Raw genomic sequence first — 16156 nt, forward strand, 5'->3', positions numbered from 1 at the left:
TCCCGGTGTTCGTGGTATCTCACTGGGCTGCTGAACTGCTCGGCACGGCATGGGATCGGCGGGGAGCACAGCAAGACGCTGAAAAAGACAGGGCGTCAGACAGCGGGATATGATGTGTTTTCTTGACCACTGCTCACCGGTGCCCCGCCACTGCTGAGCTGAGTCGTTTATTTAGCTACCGGGTACCCCCGGTTAGTGCCCACGTGTCTATCGGATACCTCAGGAACTTGTTTCTGAGCCGCGCAGCGGACGGAAGCAGTTTTTCGAATATTTCCGCTCTATCCTGTGGGCTTCTTGTGCTGCGCACACCGGAACAAGTTCCGGTGCCAACCGCGGACTACCGGTTAGTAATTTACCTGAAAAGTATTGTCTGCCAGGGAAAGGGACAGTACTAGGATTAAACCTAAAGACAACTCGACAAAGCCCCTTTGGCGTAGAGGTTTTAGGGCAAAACCCCGCTTATTTAGCATTTTGTATCAGCCCTGTAACATTTTCCACCGGTTTTCGCTTGATCGGATGCGGTCGTGATTCAACGGTCACGCAACTCACCCCACCCATTTTTGAAGGAAAACACGGTGACCCATGAAAAAGGCTTCCCTACTTTTGGCTATTCTAACGCTTGTTGCCAGTCCTGCTTGGGCAGGCAATCATAACAATAATAAGCAGCAAAATTCCTCCCCCAAGTTCGCCAAGCAGCAACAGTTTCAGTCGTCGCCTAAGTTCCAAGCCCTGCTGGGTGGCGGCCACGGTTCGTCATCACACAATCACGCGTCGAATAAGAAGCCGCTGCTGGCCCAGGGGATCACGACAAAGAACTTGCTGTCGAATCGGCCTTTCAATTTACCGCACGGTTCGGCTGGGTTGGGAAAACAGATACCGCCGAAAAATGCGAAACCGTTTTCGACGCACTTAAATCCCCAACCACTGCAATCGCAGGGGATCACGCTGCAAAACCTGAAGCCGAATCGGCCAAACATGCTCAAAGGTACCGAAGGCCCCAACAATACATTGCCGGTCGTCGTCTCGAATCCCGTCGCCGCCAAGCCAGGTTACGTTTGGACCGGCAATCATTGGGTTCGGGCTAAGGCCCCCGCCGGCGGGGCCGGAAACGGCAACGCGCCGCAGGTTGATCCGTTGTCGAACTTCACGACGATGGCCAATAATCCTCCGCCGAGAATCCGCGTCCCCGTCCAAGACCCACCAAAGCCCGGCCGGCCCATGGGTGGTCGTCCCCAGCATGGCACGAGCGCCAACGGCGGCCTCACGGTCAACTGGCAACCTGGCTCGCAACGGCCCGCCGATGTGGTCGGCGTCGGCGCTAGCCCGATCGATCAGTTCTTCTCTGCCGTTGGCGGTTCCCTCGGTAGCGACTTCAAACCAGGCAAACTCACCCGCCCAACGGTCGTCGACCATCGCTAGGCCGGTTGGTTTATCACTAATAGGAAGTCCCCTGTAAGGCGGAGTTTGGGAAGACACCAAAAATCGTTCGCCTTGCGGGAGAAGCGCGAGCGGCCCAGGAAAGATTTCCTGGGCCGCGTTGCTTCATGAGGCATTTATAAAGCATGATAACATGGGAATTTAACATCTTTTGGCGCCGCTTACCGGGTACCCCTGGTTAGCGCCCACGTGTCTATCGGATACCTCAGGAACTTGTTCCTGAGCAGCGCAGCGGACGGAAGCAGTTTTTCAAATATTTTCGCTCTATCCTGTGGGCTTCTTGTGCTGCGCACACCGGAACAAGTTCCGATGCCACCCGCGACGGAATAAGTTCCACACAACCGCGTTGCGGTACTCCCTGGGTAACCGCTGCGCGGTAACCCAGGGCTAAGTTTCTTAACCGCGTTGCGGATGATTCCCTCACCCCGGCCCTCTCCCAAAGGGAGAGAGGATACCGCAACGCGGTTCTCAATCAGCCCAGCGGTTGAATCGTAGCGAACAACCCTGCCCACCCCCCCTATTTCCACTTCGCAAACCGCTCCGCTGCCCCGTTCCATTCCGCCGGGGTGCCCAGTCCCGGTCCCGCGGTGATTTCCTCGACCAAAAAACTCCGCCGCACGATTTGCCGCGCCTCGGTAATACTGCCAACTTCCCCCAGGGCGATCAATTGCATCAGCACGTTGCCGATGGCCGTCCCTTCGACCGGCCCGGCGATCACCCGCGCGCCGGTCGCGGCCGCAGTCATTTGATTGAGCAGCGCATTATTGCTGCCTCCCCCCACAATATGAATCGTCCGGATCGGTCCCCCGGTCAGCTCCCGCAACCAGCCAAGCACTTGCCGATATCGCAGCGCCAGACTCTCGAGCGCGGTGCGAATGATCTGGCCCGGCGTGGCGGGAACCGGCTGATTGGTCCGGCGACAAAAATCCTGAATGGCGGCGGGCATATTGGCCGGCGCCAAAAAGACCGGATCATCCGGATTGATTAGCGAGCGAAGCGGCTCGGCCTGGGCGGCCAGCGCGGCCAGCTCCGACCAATCGTGATCTTCCCCCGCGGCGCGCCAGATACGGCGGCATTCCTGGACCAGCCACAGACCCGCGATATTTTTAAGAAGTCGGGTCGTCTGGCCGACGCCCCCTTCGTTGGTAAAGTTGCATTGCAGCGAACGCTCAGTGATGATCGGTTGGGGGACTTCCACGCCCATGAGCGACCAGGTGCCGGAACTGATATAGCACCAATCCAGCCCGGGACCGCTATTGGCGGGATCTGCCGCGCTGGCTGATCCATCCACCGGCACCGCCAGGACGGCGCTCGCGGTGTCATGTGTGCCAGGGGCGATAACCTGGACATTGCCTAGCCCCGTGGAGTCGCGCACCGCGGGTAATAACGTCCCCAGCACCGTCCCCGGTTGAATCAGCTCGCCTAGCATTTGCGTGGGAATATTGAGCCGCTGCAATAAATCCACGGCCCAACCGCGCGTGCGGGGGTTGAGCATTTGCGTGGTGGTGGCGTTGGTGTATTCGTTGGCCAGTTGTCCGCTCAATAGCCAGTGAAACAGGTCCGGCATCATCAGGAATGTCTGGGCCGCGGCTAAGACCGGGGAGTCGGCCACACGCATCGCCAGCAGTTGATACAGCGTATTAATGGGCATGAATTGCACGCCCGTGGCGGCAAAGATTTCTGCTCGGGGGACGATCGACTCCGCCAGTTCCAGCATGCCCGTGGTTCGGGGGTCGCGGTAATGGACGGGGTTGGACAAAATCTCGCCATTGCGGCCGAGCAGGGCAAAGTCCACGCCCCAGGTATCAACGCCGACCGAGCGGATTTGATCGGTGTAATTGGTGTGCGCGACTTTTAAGCCATTTTGCAGTTGGGTCCAGAGTTGCAAATAATCCCAATACATCCGCCCGGCGGCCAGGGTCGGCCCATTGTCAAAGCGGTACAGTTCGGCCAGTTCCAGCCGTTGGCCGTCAAAGCTGCCCGCGACGTGCCGCCCACTGGAGGCTCCCAAATCGATAGCCAGACAAACCGCGTACGACATAAGAAAAGCTCCGCCAAATTGGGATTTGGACCTTGCCGAGAATCTGGCAGGGTTGATAGAGCTTCAAAATAGCGAATTTAGGCTTTGAAACAAGGATCTGGCAGAATGGCAAAATAATTAGCGTAAGACTAAGTCAATAATAGAGTTAAACGCAAAGTCCATGTTATGCATAGCCTTTTCCCCGCGCGTTACAATCGTTATCCCTGATGTTACAGGTCAAACCTTGCCGATAATCCTATCGTACCGATCATTGTTGACTATGTTTATGAAATAAGTAATATTAGGCATTCCATTCCTGTGTTTGTGGTGCCCTATGATAGCCCCCGCCCTTCCTGGTTTGTTCCAAGTGTTGGAAACTCCCTCGCCCGTCGCCGTTCGTCCCGAATTACCGTCGCTCCCCCCCGCTGATTTTTTGGACGAATTGCGGGGGCAGAGCGAACGCCTGGAATCCGCCACCCCGCTAGAAATCCTGGATTGGGCGGTGCAAACCTACTACCCCAAGCTGACAATGGCGACCGCCTTTGGTCCCGAGGGGTGCGTGATCTTGTGGATGCTGTCCCGGATCAATAAAGACGTGCATGTTTTTAACCTGGACACGGGCTATCAATTTGCCGAAACGCTAAAGCTGCGGGATGAAATCGCCCAAAAGTACGGGATCGAAGTGGAATTGACCCAGCCGGAAACCACCGTCGCCCAGTATGAGGCATTGCATGGCGGACCGATTTATAAGACCAATCCCGATCAGTGCTGTTTCGACAGAAAGATCAGCGTACTAAAGCGCAAGGCCAGCCAGGGTTGGACCGCCTGGATGAGCGGCATCCGCCGGGACCAAAGCCCCGACCGGGCCAAGGCGGCGATCGTGGGTTGGGACAAAAAGTTTGGCCTAGTCAAGATCAGCCCGTTGGCCAACGCGACCAAGAAGGACATTTGGAAGTGGATCACGGAAAATAAGATCCCCTACAATCCGCTACACGACCAGGGTTATACCAGCATCGGCTGCTGGCCCTGCACGCGGTCAGTCATGGATGGCGAGGACGAACGCGCGGGGCGCTGGAGCGGCTTTGCCAAAAAAGAGTGCGGCCTGCATACCGCGGAATGACTCTACATTGAATCACTTTATAAAAAAATCCCGGGACGAACGGCTCGCCTCGGGATTCTTATTGAATGTGATCATTTTCTATAATCAAGCCGCGCTTGCTTAATAAGCCGGATGCATTCCCGGTGGCGTCGGCGTTGGTCCCACACCCCAATGCGCCGCGGTGGCATTTCCTCGCTGGCCTAGCATGCGGACTTGTTGGCGATATTCCGCGGCCATGGCCCGCAAACGATCCGCGTCGGCGTACCGCTGCAGGTCTTCCATCCGTTCGGCCAATTGGTCCAACTGACGATATACAACCGTCAGTTCCGCGGCCTGACCGGGGTGTTCGCCACCGTTGGGATTCGCACTATACACGGGCTGAGTGCTATAGGTGAAGGTGGGAGGCGTGCCAAACACCGGTGCAGCAATATAAGTGGGGGGGAGAGGATCCAGCACCGGTGGGGTGGCATACGGCGCTGCCGCGGGAAATCGTGGCATGGCGGGTTGCGCCATTGTCTGCGGCGGTGCCGGAGGCAAGCAAGGTATTTCGGCAGTGCCCCCACCCATCATCGGCTGCGAATAAACCTGTTCCCCAGGCTGGCCTAATTGACTGGGGGCAAACGGCACAGGCGTGTTGCCATTCCGAAAGGGATCAAACGCCTGTGGTGGTTGAGGACCCCCCACAATCGCTGGGGAAGGTGCCACGGGGGGAGGACAACCATAGAGTGTATCCGGTAGATGCGTTCCACACCCACCACCAGGAACCGCGATCGGCTCCCCTGGCTCACTAGTGCAGTCTTCTTGTTCAAAGTAGACGCCACTAGAAATGCAAGTGCCGCTGGGACAGTTACCTGTTGCGCACTGCGAATTTGTCATGGCAGACTGGCGAGTCGTAAAGCCGCAAATGTCACTTTCTGTAAAAATTTCGGGCTGCGGAGACTGACTCTGCTGCACGCATTGCGCTGACGGGGTACAAGTCGCTTGCTGCGCACATAGGTTCTGCTGAGTACACTGGCCCTGCTGATGGCAATTCCCTTGCTGGGCACACTGACTCTGCTGTGTACAAGTGCCGCTGGCGGGGCATTGGCCGCACGCGACCCCTGGCGGACAAACACATTCCTGGCCAACTTCGCAGGTAACTTGCCGAATATCCGTTCGTCCGCTGCCCGGGCAGTCGTCATCGTGATCAGCAATCACGCCCAACAGTGCCGTCGAATTCGAAGAAGTTTTTTCGACCTGGGACATGCTCCCAGGTAGAATCAATTCCCCAGCCGGATGATCCGGGTGCAACAAAGGTGCCTGGGCGTAGATATCGTGCCGTAGCGCTCGGTGAATGGACTGCACCAGCGCGATATCCGTACCGGATAATTCCGCCGCCATTTCCGGCGGCACGGGCAGCTCTTGCGGGGCGCTGGTGGCCGTGATGGGATCACCGGCAGATGGCAACACGGCATTGGTGCTCAGCGGTGCCGTCGCGACGGGCGAGCTTTCCAAAAGGGGCGCGGGAATGGCGTGATCCAGGGGGATATTGTGATGCTGGGTGATTAGCAAGTCCCGTGGTCCATGCTCCGCAATCCAATTAGTTTCGGTAGACCAGGACCCCGCTTGCGGGTTGGCCGCGCAAGAAGGATCGGCACTGACACCGATAGCCGTTAGCGGGTCCACTTCCCCGATGCAACCCTCACAAGCGGCGATCATCCCGACACATTCCGTCGCGGCAATCGGCGCGGGACAGGGAAGGACCCCCAGTGGGCCAGGTATATCGGTCAACTCTGGCGGTGTGGCGGGACAAGCGGAGCATTCGCCAGCATTTTGGGCGACAAAAGGATTATGAATCACCGCGACTTGAGGGGGACAAGTTGCGGCTGGCGCGCACACAGTTGCCGCGGGACACCCGGGACACGTGGGAGTGGATAAACCAGCGGATGGGGTCCGAGTCACCTGTGCGCTATCAGGTTTCCAGGAAGCCGCCTCGCCCGTGACAAAGGGATTTTGTAAAGCGGGGTGCGTGATGTAGTCATTCCTCGCATGTCGAGAGGCATGGTTGGCAATCTGGGCATGCCGGTTACTTAGGCCGAACAATGACTCGGCCACGGTATCCCCCCAAGTTTGGCCCAGGTTTTCCCATGGGGAGTCATACAATCTTGAAGACCCATCCGCAAAAGATTCTACTATCCGGACAGCCCCAAGTTGTACAAGTCGGCTCATATTTGGGGGATTATGTTTTTCCTTGCCCGGCACCACAAACTTAATACTGATCGGAGTACTGTAAGGCGAAAATGCAAGGTAAGAGGCAAATGGTTTATCTTCCCACTCTTGTGCAGAGTCGCCAGGGACAGAGCTATAAACCACTGGCACGCGAGTCCACACCGGGACACTTTCCGCCAGGCTGATGCCCGGCCAGGTAAGTGCTTCTTCCGCCCGGGCAAATTCAGCCAGCAGCGAAAGCGTCACGCCCAGGATGAGACCCAACCTGCAACAACCGGCGGATATTTTTGCCATGACAGAGCCTCCTGCTCTAAGGCGCGTGGGCGTAAAGAACTTGCGACCGGAACGCGCGCGGAAAACTATTTCAAAAAGAAAACGGGCCAATCATAGCGACACGCGGCGATTGCCCCAACAGGGATTTTTTTGCGAAATCCCATGCTAGCAAATCATTTCGGCCACGAGTGGAGGAGTGGAGTAATGGAGAAGTGGAGCAGTGGAGGAGCAGCCTACCGTCTCCCTGCTTTCCTCCCTCTCCCGATAGCGACGTTCCCTTATGTAAAAAATTCCCATCGGGAGAGGGCCGGGGTGAGGGGACTGGAGAATTAGCTCAATAGAGTTTGGAGTAATAGATATGTGGAGTTTGACGAGCAACCGCCAGTTCCGCCGATATCATCGGCGGCTTTGTGTGGCTGCGCGCGGTAAACGTCGCCCGTCACACTAGTCCCGTCCGGCGGACGGGACCTACTGCCATCGGTGGCTTTGTGCCAATAAAAAAAGCACTCCAGCGGGGGCGCTGGAGTGCTTTACAAATAGACCGTTCAACTGCGTTCGGGAGTAGGGGGAAGAAGATCCGCAGGGGAAACAGGTCTATGATTCGCTGCTATGTTCTCAACTCTCTCGCATATCCAATTTGTCGGCTGGTCAGTCCCAAATGTGTCTCAACAAGAGAAAACCTCTAGTTCCTAACCGCCAACACAAGCAATATTACACAGGTGTATCAAAAAGCCAAGGGCTAACCTAGGCATTTTTGTACAATATCGTGTTAGTCTTTTATTAGCGACGTAAGACTATATTTTTCATGCACTTATGAATCTTTACAGAGACGGAAATTTTACTAAAAAGACCTTGGGGTCTCTTATCATTCCGCTGGAAAAGGATCTAAACTACCCAGTTTAACATAGATTTTTCGCGGCGCGACTTGGTCTGGACGGCCTTTAATTCAATTTCTCTGGGCTGCTTGGTGTTCCGTCAACGCTTGATTTTTCGATACGCGGTGGGAGCTGGCCGTCGGTTAAAAGGGTAAAAAAACCCATGCCAAACGCCCTGCGGGTGGTTTGACTAACGCCCCATCGATAGCTTTTGACCAAGCGTTCGTTCTGCTTTTAAAGGGGCTGACACGTTGACCAATTGCCCCATCGCAAGCTATTTTAGAGGGGACAGATTATTTTTCATTAGGTTTCGATCCTGCGCAATGAGGGTCTCATCCAGGATCACTTTTTTTAGGTATGAATTCCGCCATCGAGCTTTCCGCTGACACTCTTGTAGCACCCGTGGTCGAACCGGCCACTCCCTTGTTGTATCGGGACATGCCCCTTTCTCCGGCGATGCAAAAAGCCTTGGAGTATGCGGGCTATACCTCGCCCACACCGATTCAGGCTGGCCTCATTCCCGTGGCCCTGGCAGGGGGGGATGTCCTGGGCCAGGCCCGTACCGGGACCGGCAAGACCGCCGCCTTTGTGATACCCGTGCTGGAACGGATCAAAGGGGGGCAAAAACACCCTCCCGTGCAAGTGCTAATCCTCGTCCCCACGCGGGAATTGGCGGTACAGGTGAAGGACGAAGTGGAAAAGCTGTCGCATGGGCAACATATCCACTGTGTTCCCTTGTATGGCGGCAAACCGATCAAGGCGCAAATCACCAAGATGCAAAAAGGGTGCGAAGTCGTGGTGGGCACGCCGGGACGGGTGCTGGATCACCTGGGTCGGGGAACGCTGAAGCTGGATCAACTGACCACGGTCGTTCTGGACGAAGCGGATCGGATGTTGGACATTGGCTTTCGGCCCGATATTGAAAAAATCCTTAAACGCTGTCCCACCCAGCGACAAACGCTGCTCCTGAGCGCGACGGTCCCCCCGCCGGTCGAAAAACTGGCCAAGCGGTACATGATCGATCCGCAGGTGATGAATTTCTCGCCCAAGGATATTTCGCACGACACGATCGAGCAGTTTTACTTTACGGTGGACGCCGACCGCAAATTCGACCTGTTGTGCCGGCTGCTATTCCGGGAAAAGCCCCGCCAGGCGATCATTTTTTGCCGGACCAAGCGCGGCACGGACAAGGTATACACCAAGCTGGCCAAAAAATTGAAACACCAAGTCGGCTGCATTCATGGCGATCTGGGCCAGGGAGCCCGCGACCGCGTGATGGCCGGTTTTCGCGCGGGGACGGTGTTGGCCCTGGTGGCGACGGATGTCGTGGGACGGGGCATCGACGTGTCGGGGATTTCGCACATTATTAACTACGACGTCCCCGAATTTTGCGATGATTACGTTCATCGTGTGGGCCGGACGGGACGCATGGGACGGGAAGGGGTGGCCTACACATTTGTCACTCCGGAAGAAGGCCCCCAACTCACGCGGATCGAAGTGCGCATCAATAAGCAGTTGATCAGGGACGAGATCGAGGGCTTTGCCGCCGTCAGCCGCCCCCATGCCAGCCCGGTGCGTGGTAAAATTGTGGGGGATGGCTTTCCGTCTGGCGAGCCAGAGGAATCAAAAATTTCGGGCCCCGCCAATCAGGTGCGTAAAAAATACCGCCGCGCGCTTTAAAATCAGGCCCAGGCCGCCGGATCATTCTTTCCCCCGGGCGGATTTTTGTTACATTGGTCGGTGACCGCTTTTTTTGGCCACTCCTTGGCCAGAAGCTGTTTGTTACCGGCCATTTATTCTTTCCTGGCGATCCATGTCCCTACTTGCCGCAGCCGCCAACTGGCAGGGAGTTTTTCCCGCCGCCGTCACCCATTTTCATGATGACTTTGGCCTTAATTTGCCCGCCACGCTGGGACACGTCGAGGTCATGCTAAAATCCGGCGTGCATGGACTGATCATGCTAGGATCGGTGGGAGAAAACACGGCCCTGGAAGCGGAAGAAAAACGGGAAGTCCTGCGGGCGGTGGTGGAACACGTGGCCGGGCGGGTGCCGGTGCTTTCCGGTGTGGCGGAGACCACGACCCGGGCGGCCTGCCGGTTTGCCGCGGACGCCAGTGCGATCGGCGTGGATGGGCTAATGGTGCTTCCCGCGATGATCTACAAGGCCGACGCGCGGGAGGCGGTCACGCACTTTCGCGCGGTGGCGGGGGCCAGCGATCTGCCGATCATGATTTATAATAATCCCGTGGCGTACCATGTGGACCTTTGGCCGGAGTTGCTGCTGGAACTGGCGGACGAACCCAAGTTTGTCGCGGTCAAGGAATCCTCCGATAATGTGCGGCGGATCACCGACATCCGCAATGTCTGCAATGACCGTTATATCCTTTTTTGCGGCGTGGATGATCTGATACTGGAAAGCCTGCTACTAGGGGCCAAGGGCTGGGTGAGCGGGCTGGTCAACGCTTTTCCCGTGGAAAACCGCCGCCTGTGGGATCTCGCGCAGGCGGGCCAGTGGGAGGCGGCGCTCCAACTGTACCGCTGGTACACGCCGTTACTGCACCTAGATACTCATGTCAAGCTGGTGCAATATATCAAGCTGGCCGTGCAAGTTTGTGGCTATGGCAATGAACTGACCCGTCCGCCGCGGTTGCCCCTGGTCGGCGAGGAACGGGATCGCATCTTGCGCATCATTCGCCGGGGATTGGATACGCGGCCAGTTATGTCATGATCCGCCATGAACTGACGCACGTTCCATACGGACAAAACCCCGGTTATTCCACGTGATTTGGCCTCAAAGCGTGGATTTGCGGGGTGCCACGCAACTGGGTTGCCACGCGCGAACCGCTCTTGGTCGGTTTCTACTGTCAGCTTGGCTGGATTAGCGTGGTTAAGAGCAAATTAGTGTTCAAGAGATTTTTAGAATGCTAATTCTTCGATAGTCCATGCCAATTCAGTTAGGGAACATACAGGCGCCCCGTTCCTCTGAGTGATTTTATTTCTAACAGAAACTCTAGCAACTGGACTGCTGCGCGTTCCGCATAATCGCGGTCGCGCAAAACTCGGTCGGGATGGGAAATGGTAATGACGGGGTAGCTGCTCGACGTTCCGTACTCACGAATGGTAGATTCCAACGAATGGGGACCATCGGCATTTCGATTGCCGGTTATTAAGATAGTATCTTGCGACTGGCAAGTATGCCATATTTCTGGAATCTTGCGCGCTTGGAGAAAGACCTAAACTAGCAAATGTCTCCAGCGATTCAAAACAAGCACCGGCGACATCTCGCCAAACAGGTGTCGACCAAATATGGATCAACACTTGTAGTTGGCCTTCCACGTCATGATCCGCCATGATCTTTGGCATCGTTATATGTATTGCGTATTTTTGCGCGGATTTCCTCCAACCGAATCGCGGCCGCCTGGCGCACCTTCTCGATCCGGGCGAGGTCCGCCGGTTGATAGGCGTAATTTTCTTGACGTGCCAAAATTTGTTGGTACTCGGCTAAAACCGATTCACGATGCAGTTCGATATATTCAAAAGCGGCTTGTATCTTTTTAGAACTAATACGAAATAAAGCGGCGACTTGCAGCGGCGTCCAACCCTGCTGCTGATAATCCAAAATATCATACACGGTAATGCGGGTTCCAGAGATTTCCGGACCGCGTCCACGGTTGATAATGGGGGAATTGTTGGTTTCTGGCGACATGTCCGCTTTTTGCATCCGCTGGTGACGGAATTAGGATCATTTTTGGTTCTTATCAATGTTTTAGTTGCATTAATTATACCCCTAATTTAGCGAAAGTGCCAAGGTACCCGACAACTCTGCCTATTGGTATAAAGATTTCCCTCGTTTGTCACACTTTCTCCAACACATAATGTCCCACCTGCCACTCGGTGCCATCGGCATAGCCGAATAACTCGGCACAGGCCAGGATAAACATCCGCCAGCGTTGCAGCACGCGCGGGGCGGCCCCCGGACCATACGTTGCCGCCAACAAGGGGACAATCTCGGCCCGCCGCTCATCCAGGTTTTTTAGCCATGCCAAGAGCGTCCGGCAATAATGCTTACCATCCACCAACCATTGCCGGCGCAACTTGAGATGGCGATCAAAGTGGCTTAGCCAATCCGCGCTGGGCATGATTCCCCCGCGAAAAAAATGCCGCGTCATCCAGTTTTGGCCACTAGCCGCGGGACCGGTTTCTTCAAACAAATACGCCGCGTCCCGATGGCAAAAGTGATGCACAAACAACAGCCCCTCCGGTTGCAACCACTCGGCGATTCGTTTTAAAAGCAATTCATGATTCCGTAAATGCTCAAACATCTCCACACTGACCACCCGGTCAAACTGGCCCGTCGGCACAAAGTCATTTATATCCGCCGTGATGATCGATAGATTTTTTAGTCCCCGCGCTTGGGCCCGCGCCATGATGAACGCGCGTTGGCCGTGGGAATTGGAAACTCCGGTGATCGCGGCATGGGGATAATGCTCCGCCAGCCAGAGAGACAACGACCCCCAGCCGCAGCCCAATTCCAAAATCCGCTGACCATCGGCGATTTCCCCCCGCGCACAGGTTAGCCGCAGCATCTCTTCCTCCGCCGCGGCCAAGTCCGACACGCCGGGGGGATACAGGCAACCACTGTATTTCAGCCGGGGGCCTAGAATCAATTCAAAAAAACGGGCGGGAACCTCGTAGTGCTGCTCATTGGCGGCGGCGGTTTGGACGGCGATCGGTCCGGCGCACAGCTCCGCGGCCAATTGCCGGTTTTGCGCCGCGCGGCCCCCCCCATTTTTAGGGACAGAGTCGCGCAAACGCTGCGCTAACAATCGCCTCATCCCCCAGCGCAGCACGGCATCCGGCAGCCAGCCCCGCTCGGCCAGTTCCACGGTGAATGACATTGACAAATGATCCAAAGATAGGTCGCATGACGGGCCAACGCCGCGGCCGCAAACTTTGCCCCGGCGATTCCCCTGGGGAAAAAATGCCGCTTATGCTAAAGTGTATTATGGGCGTCAATCGAATTGTGACAATCCTGTCACTAGTACTTAGAACTTAAACCTTTCACATTCGCCACAAGTAGCGGAATTCGCAAGAATTCCGTTTTACGAACAATTCCAGAACTCGGGCGAGTTCCGCTACGTCAAATCACTCGCGTTCCGCGCGATGCACCCCACTCAACTTTGCCATTTACTTCCGGGAGAATCGCCATGCTGCATGCCGTGATCATGGCCGGAGGGTCGGGAACCCGCTTTTGGCCCGCCAGCCGCAACCTGCGGCCCAAGCAACTGCTAAAACTGGCCGGGGACCGGACCCTGTTAGCCGCCACGATTGATCGCTTGGGCAAAATCATACCGTCCGAACGGGTCTGGATTGCCACGGGGCACGCCCTGGCGGATACGATCCGCCAGGAATTGCCCGGCTGGGCCTCCCCGCCGCGGTCCGGACAAATGTTGGTCGAACCGTGCAAAAGGGACACGGCGGCGTGCATTGGCCTGGCGGCGATAACGCTCTTGCGCCGCGATCCGGAAGCGATCATGGCCGTCATGCCCTCCGACCATGTGATTCACAGTGATGAACTGTTTCAACAGGCGATCATGGCCGCGGCGGAAATCGTCCGCCAACGCCCTGAACGGTTTGTAACCTTTGGCATCAAGCCGACGTACCCCGCGGAGTGCTTTGGCTATATCGAACGGGGGGCCATCGTCCCCAACAGCGATCTGCCCGCCGCCGCGCCCGGCGGCCTTGCCGCCAATCTGGTCGTGAGCCGCGTCGCCCACTTTCGCGAAAAGCCCGCCGCCAGCGTGGCGCGGGAGTACCTGGAATCGGGCAAATTTTTGTGGAACTCCGGGATTTTTGTCTGGAGCGCGGCGACCATTTTGGCCGCGCTGCACCGCTATCAACCAGAACTGGCGCGGCAACTGATGACCATCCAGGCGGCCCTGGGCCGGCCGGACTTTGCCACCGTGCTGGAGCGGGAATTTAGCGCGATGCGGGGAATTTCCATCGATTACGCCGTCATGGAACACGCCCGCGATGTGCTGGTGATCGAGGCTCCTTTTCAATGGGACGACGTGGGGAGTTGGCAGGCCATCGCCCGACTGGAAGGGGCCGATGCCGCCGGCAATACCATTCGTGCCAAACACCTGGGCATCAACACCACCGGCACGATTGTCCGCAGCGACGATGAACATTTGATCGTGACGCTGGGCCTGCAAGATTGCGTGGTGGTCCGCACGGCGGACGCGACGCTGGTCGCCCGCAAACAAGACGAGGAAGGCATCCGCCAAGTGGTTAAGGAGCTTGAGGAGCGCGGCTGGCGGGAATATTTGTAGGTCCCGTCCGCCGGACGGGACTGGTAGGCAGGGAGGTGGGAGATGAGAGCAAAGTCGTCAGCACGGTGGCTGGCGTTCGAGCCTTAGCGAGCCCCCAGCATGGCAAGTGTAGAATTCAGAATGATGAATGCAGAATGACCGGAATCAATTCATAATTTTTAATTCTTCATTCTTAATTAATACGCGGGTGGCTGGTGGTCGAGCCACGGCGAGGACCCCGTGGAGAGAAGTGAGAAGTAGGAATAATGAATCTAGCAAGTCCCCCTTTCTAACTAAAAAACGCAATCCAGACCAGTACCACGACAAGCTCCACGCCCAATAAGATCGCGATGATTACCACCGTCACGAGGTGGCGCTGGAGCGCATGAATTCCGTAACAGGCGCAATAGCAGGCCAGGGGGAGAAGGGCGATCAGATTTGCGGCGAGGATAAACCAATCAAAAATGGTTGCAGACCGTTTGAACATGATCGAGGTGGTCACGTAATGCCAAAACGCAGACCCCACCCAAAATACCAGTACCGGGCTGATCAGCGGCAAGAGTGATTTTTTACCATCCGCCGCCACTCGCGGGGGTGTATCAACCGTTTGCGGGGACTGGTAGGGATTTTCCATCGGGGGGCTGTTGATTATTAGATTTTATGCCGTTGCCCGATCGCAATAAAGATTTCGCTCCTACGGAGCGGGAAAGTTTGCCTCCGTCTCCTACAACCCACGTCCCGCACCCCGCGTCCCTCTATTCCGCCGATACCATCGGCGGCTTTGTTGACGTCGCCCGCGCTCTCGTCGCATCAGTCCCGTCCGGCGGCCGGGACCTACTACCCTCTCACCCCTTCCGTCCCACAAACACATAATACGGCACGCGGGCGAAGGGGACATACGGAACCTTGGCGCGGCCTTCCTCTAGCAGTTCCAGCGTGAAATGCCGCTGCAAATAGGGCAGATGGTCCGGGTTGGGAAACACATTATCCCGGTTGAACCAAAACGGCCAAAAGCTGCGGGTCAGCCAGCCATGCCGGGCACGCCCCTGGTCGGGATGCTTGCGCGAGACGTAAAAGTCGACCACGCCCAGCATGCCGCCGGGTTTGAGCAGCGCGGTGGCCCGCTCGAGCGCGGCGAACCAGTCGGGAATCATCGTCAACGAGTAGGAAAACGTGATCACGTCATAAGGTTCGGCCTGGAAAGTGGTTGCGTCATATTCGGTGGTGTGGACGTTGGTCCAACCCCGGTCGGCGATCCGCCGCTGGGCGATCTCCAGCAGCGGCCCACACAGGTCGACAATATCGACATGGCCCAGGTCACGAATCCGCTCGCCCAGGAATTCGAGATTGGCCCCGGTGCCGCCACCCATTTCCAGCCAGCGTCCCCCAGCGGGGGCGGGGAGGGCGCGGTAGAGGGTTTCGCGACCGGGGAGCAGTCGGCGGCGGAAGTCGTCGTAACCTTCCGCCTGTTTGCCGTAAAAGCTTTTCAGCCGTTCGGCGTGGGTCTGTCCCCGAATCGGGGAGAGCGATAAATGATAGAGCGTTTTTAAATCTTGCGTGAGTGACATAACGGAGGGCGCCGGCCAAAAGGTCTTCCAGGCTGGGAAGGCGGGTTTTTGCGCCGGATACTGCAAGCGCGGTGGTGCAAGTCAACAGCATAAGCGACGCCACCCCGGGGGTGACGCTCCCTGGGGTGATGGAACAAATTATAGCAGCAATCGCCGCCAGTCGGCAGTTCGTGGCCGCGGAGGGCCGCCGGTGAGGGTTAATAGCCGCATACGTCCGTTCCGGGTGATGGCATCCGTACCAAGTTTCGCGCGACCGCCGCGCGAAATGAAATGTTAGTGGGTAGTGGGGAGTGGATAGTGGGTGGTAAGTATTGGTGGGGAGTCTTAGGAATGATGCAAATTACCCTGCCCCTTCGATACCCACG

Annotated in this window: 11 protein-coding genes; 5 read left to right on the top strand and 6 right to left on the bottom strand. The window is 56.8% G+C overall.

What is annotated here, in order from left to right; translation table 11 throughout:
• Nucleotides 1-582 precede the first annotated feature (582 nt).
• Complete coding sequence (locus SFX18_01975) at nt 583-1419, top strand: hypothetical protein (GenBank protein MDX1961890.1); 837 nt, start codon at nt 583-585, stop codon at nt 1417-1419.
• A gap of 535 nt (nt 1420-1954) precedes the next feature.
• Here the strand turns inward: SFX18_01975 and SFX18_01980 are convergent.
• Entirely contained in the window at nt 1955-3478 is a 1524-nt protein-coding gene (locus SFX18_01980) for a rhamnulokinase family protein (protein ID MDX1961891.1), read from the bottom strand.
• Nucleotides 3479-3791: 313 nt separating this feature from the next.
• Between SFX18_01980 and SFX18_01985 the strand changes: the two genes are divergently transcribed.
• A complete protein-coding gene (locus SFX18_01985; GenBank protein MDX1961892.1) occupies nt 3792-4577 on the top strand; it encodes a phosphoadenylyl-sulfate reductase in 786 nt (261 codons plus the stop codon).
• Nucleotides 4578-4676: 99 nt separating this feature from the next.
• Here SFX18_01985 and SFX18_01990 read toward each other — a convergent pair whose 3' ends face one another.
• A complete protein-coding gene (locus SFX18_01990) occupies nt 4677-7058 on the bottom strand; it encodes a hypothetical protein (GenBank protein ID MDX1961893.1) in 2382 nt (793 codons plus the stop codon).
• A gap of 1211 nt (nt 7059-8269) precedes the next feature.
• Here SFX18_01990 and SFX18_01995 point away from each other — a divergent pair.
• Together SFX18_01995 and SFX18_02000 are read left to right on the top strand one after the other, a co-directional pair.
• On the top strand, nt 8270-9592 hold the full coding sequence (locus SFX18_01995; GenBank protein ID MDX1961894.1) for a DEAD/DEAH box helicase: 1323 nt from the start codon (nt 8270-8272) through the stop codon (nt 9590-9592).
• A 133-nt stretch (nt 9593-9725) separates the two neighbouring features.
• Nucleotides 9726-10640, top strand: coding sequence for a dihydrodipicolinate synthase family protein (locus SFX18_02000; protein ID MDX1961895.1), 915 nt, complete (start codon nt 9726-9728; stop codon nt 10638-10640).
• Nucleotides 10641-11249: 609 nt separating this feature from the next.
• Here the strand turns inward: SFX18_02000 and SFX18_02005 are convergent.
• Both SFX18_02005 and SFX18_02010 read right to left on the bottom strand, forming a co-directional pair.
• A complete protein-coding gene (locus SFX18_02005; protein ID MDX1961896.1) occupies nt 11250-11618 on the bottom strand; it encodes a DUF433 domain-containing protein in 369 nt (122 codons plus the stop codon).
• A 148-nt stretch (nt 11619-11766) separates the two neighbouring features.
• On the bottom strand, nt 11767-12810 hold the full coding sequence (locus SFX18_02010) for a cyclopropane-fatty-acyl-phospholipid synthase family protein (GenBank protein ID MDX1961897.1): 1044 nt from the start codon (nt 12808-12810) through the stop codon (nt 11767-11769).
• A gap of 309 nt (nt 12811-13119) precedes the next feature.
• Here SFX18_02010 and SFX18_02015 point away from each other — a divergent pair, with 309 nt between their 5' ends.
• On the top strand, nt 13120-14244 hold the full coding sequence (locus SFX18_02015; GenBank protein ID MDX1961898.1) for a sugar phosphate nucleotidyltransferase: 1125 nt from the start codon (nt 13120-13122) through the stop codon (nt 14242-14244).
• 268 nt (nt 14245-14512) lie between these two features.
• Here the strand turns inward: SFX18_02015 and SFX18_02020 are convergent, their stop codons facing one another.
• Both SFX18_02020 and SFX18_02025 read right to left on the bottom strand, forming a co-directional pair.
• On the bottom strand, nt 14513-14857 hold the full coding sequence (locus tag SFX18_02020) for a hypothetical protein (protein MDX1961899.1): 345 nt from the start codon (nt 14855-14857) through the stop codon (nt 14513-14515).
• A gap of 211 nt (nt 14858-15068) precedes the next feature.
• Nucleotides 15069-15791 carry a methyltransferase domain-containing protein gene (locus tag SFX18_02025; protein MDX1961900.1) on the bottom strand — a complete coding sequence of 241 codons (723 nt, stop codon included), beginning with the start codon at nt 15789-15791 and terminating at the stop codon, nt 15069-15071.
• Between the last annotated feature and the right edge of the window lie 365 nt (nt 15792-16156).

The sequence above is a fragment of the Pirellulales bacterium genome (assembly GCA_033762255.1).
Classification (GTDB): domain Bacteria; phylum Planctomycetota; class Planctomycetia; order Pirellulales; family JALHPA01; genus JANRLT01.

Excerpts from the sequence above, each read along its gene's own strand:
- SFX18_01975 (MDX1961890.1), top strand. The coding sequence starts at position 583 with ATGAAAAAGGCTTCCCTACTTTTGGCTATTCTAACGCTTGTTGCCAGT.
- SFX18_01995 (MDX1961894.1), top strand. The coding sequence starts at position 8,270 with ATGAATTCCGCCATCGAGCTTTCCGCTGACACTCTTGTAGCACCCGTG.
- SFX18_02010 (MDX1961897.1), bottom strand. The coding sequence starts at position 12,810 with ATGTCATTCACCGTGGAACTGGCCGAGCGGGGCTGGCTGCCGGATGCC.
- SFX18_02015 (MDX1961898.1), top strand. The coding sequence starts at position 13,120 with ATGCTGCATGCCGTGATCATGGCCGGAGGGTCGGGAACCCGCTTTTGG.
- SFX18_02005 (MDX1961896.1), bottom strand. The coding sequence starts at position 11,618 with ATGTCGCCAGAAACCAACAATTCCCCCATTATCAACCGTGGACGCGGT.
- SFX18_01990 (MDX1961893.1), bottom strand. The coding sequence starts at position 7,058 with ATGGCAAAAATATCCGCCGGTTGTTGCAGGTTGGGTCTCATCCTGGGC.
- SFX18_01985 (MDX1961892.1), top strand. The coding sequence starts at position 3,792 with ATGATAGCCCCCGCCCTTCCTGGTTTGTTCCAAGTGTTGGAAACTCCC.
- SFX18_02000 (MDX1961895.1), top strand. The coding sequence starts at position 9,726 with ATGTCCCTACTTGCCGCAGCCGCCAACTGGCAGGGAGTTTTTCCCGCC.
- SFX18_01980 (MDX1961891.1), bottom strand. The coding sequence starts at position 3,478 with ATGTCGTACGCGGTTTGTCTGGCTATCGATTTGGGAGCCTCCAGTGGG.
- SFX18_02025 (MDX1961900.1), bottom strand. The coding sequence starts at position 15,791 with ATGTCACTCACGCAAGATTTAAAAACGCTCTATCATTTATCGCTCTCC.
- SFX18_02020 (MDX1961899.1), bottom strand. The coding sequence starts at position 14,857 with ATGGAAAATCCCTACCAGTCCCCGCAAACGGTTGATACACCCCCGCGA.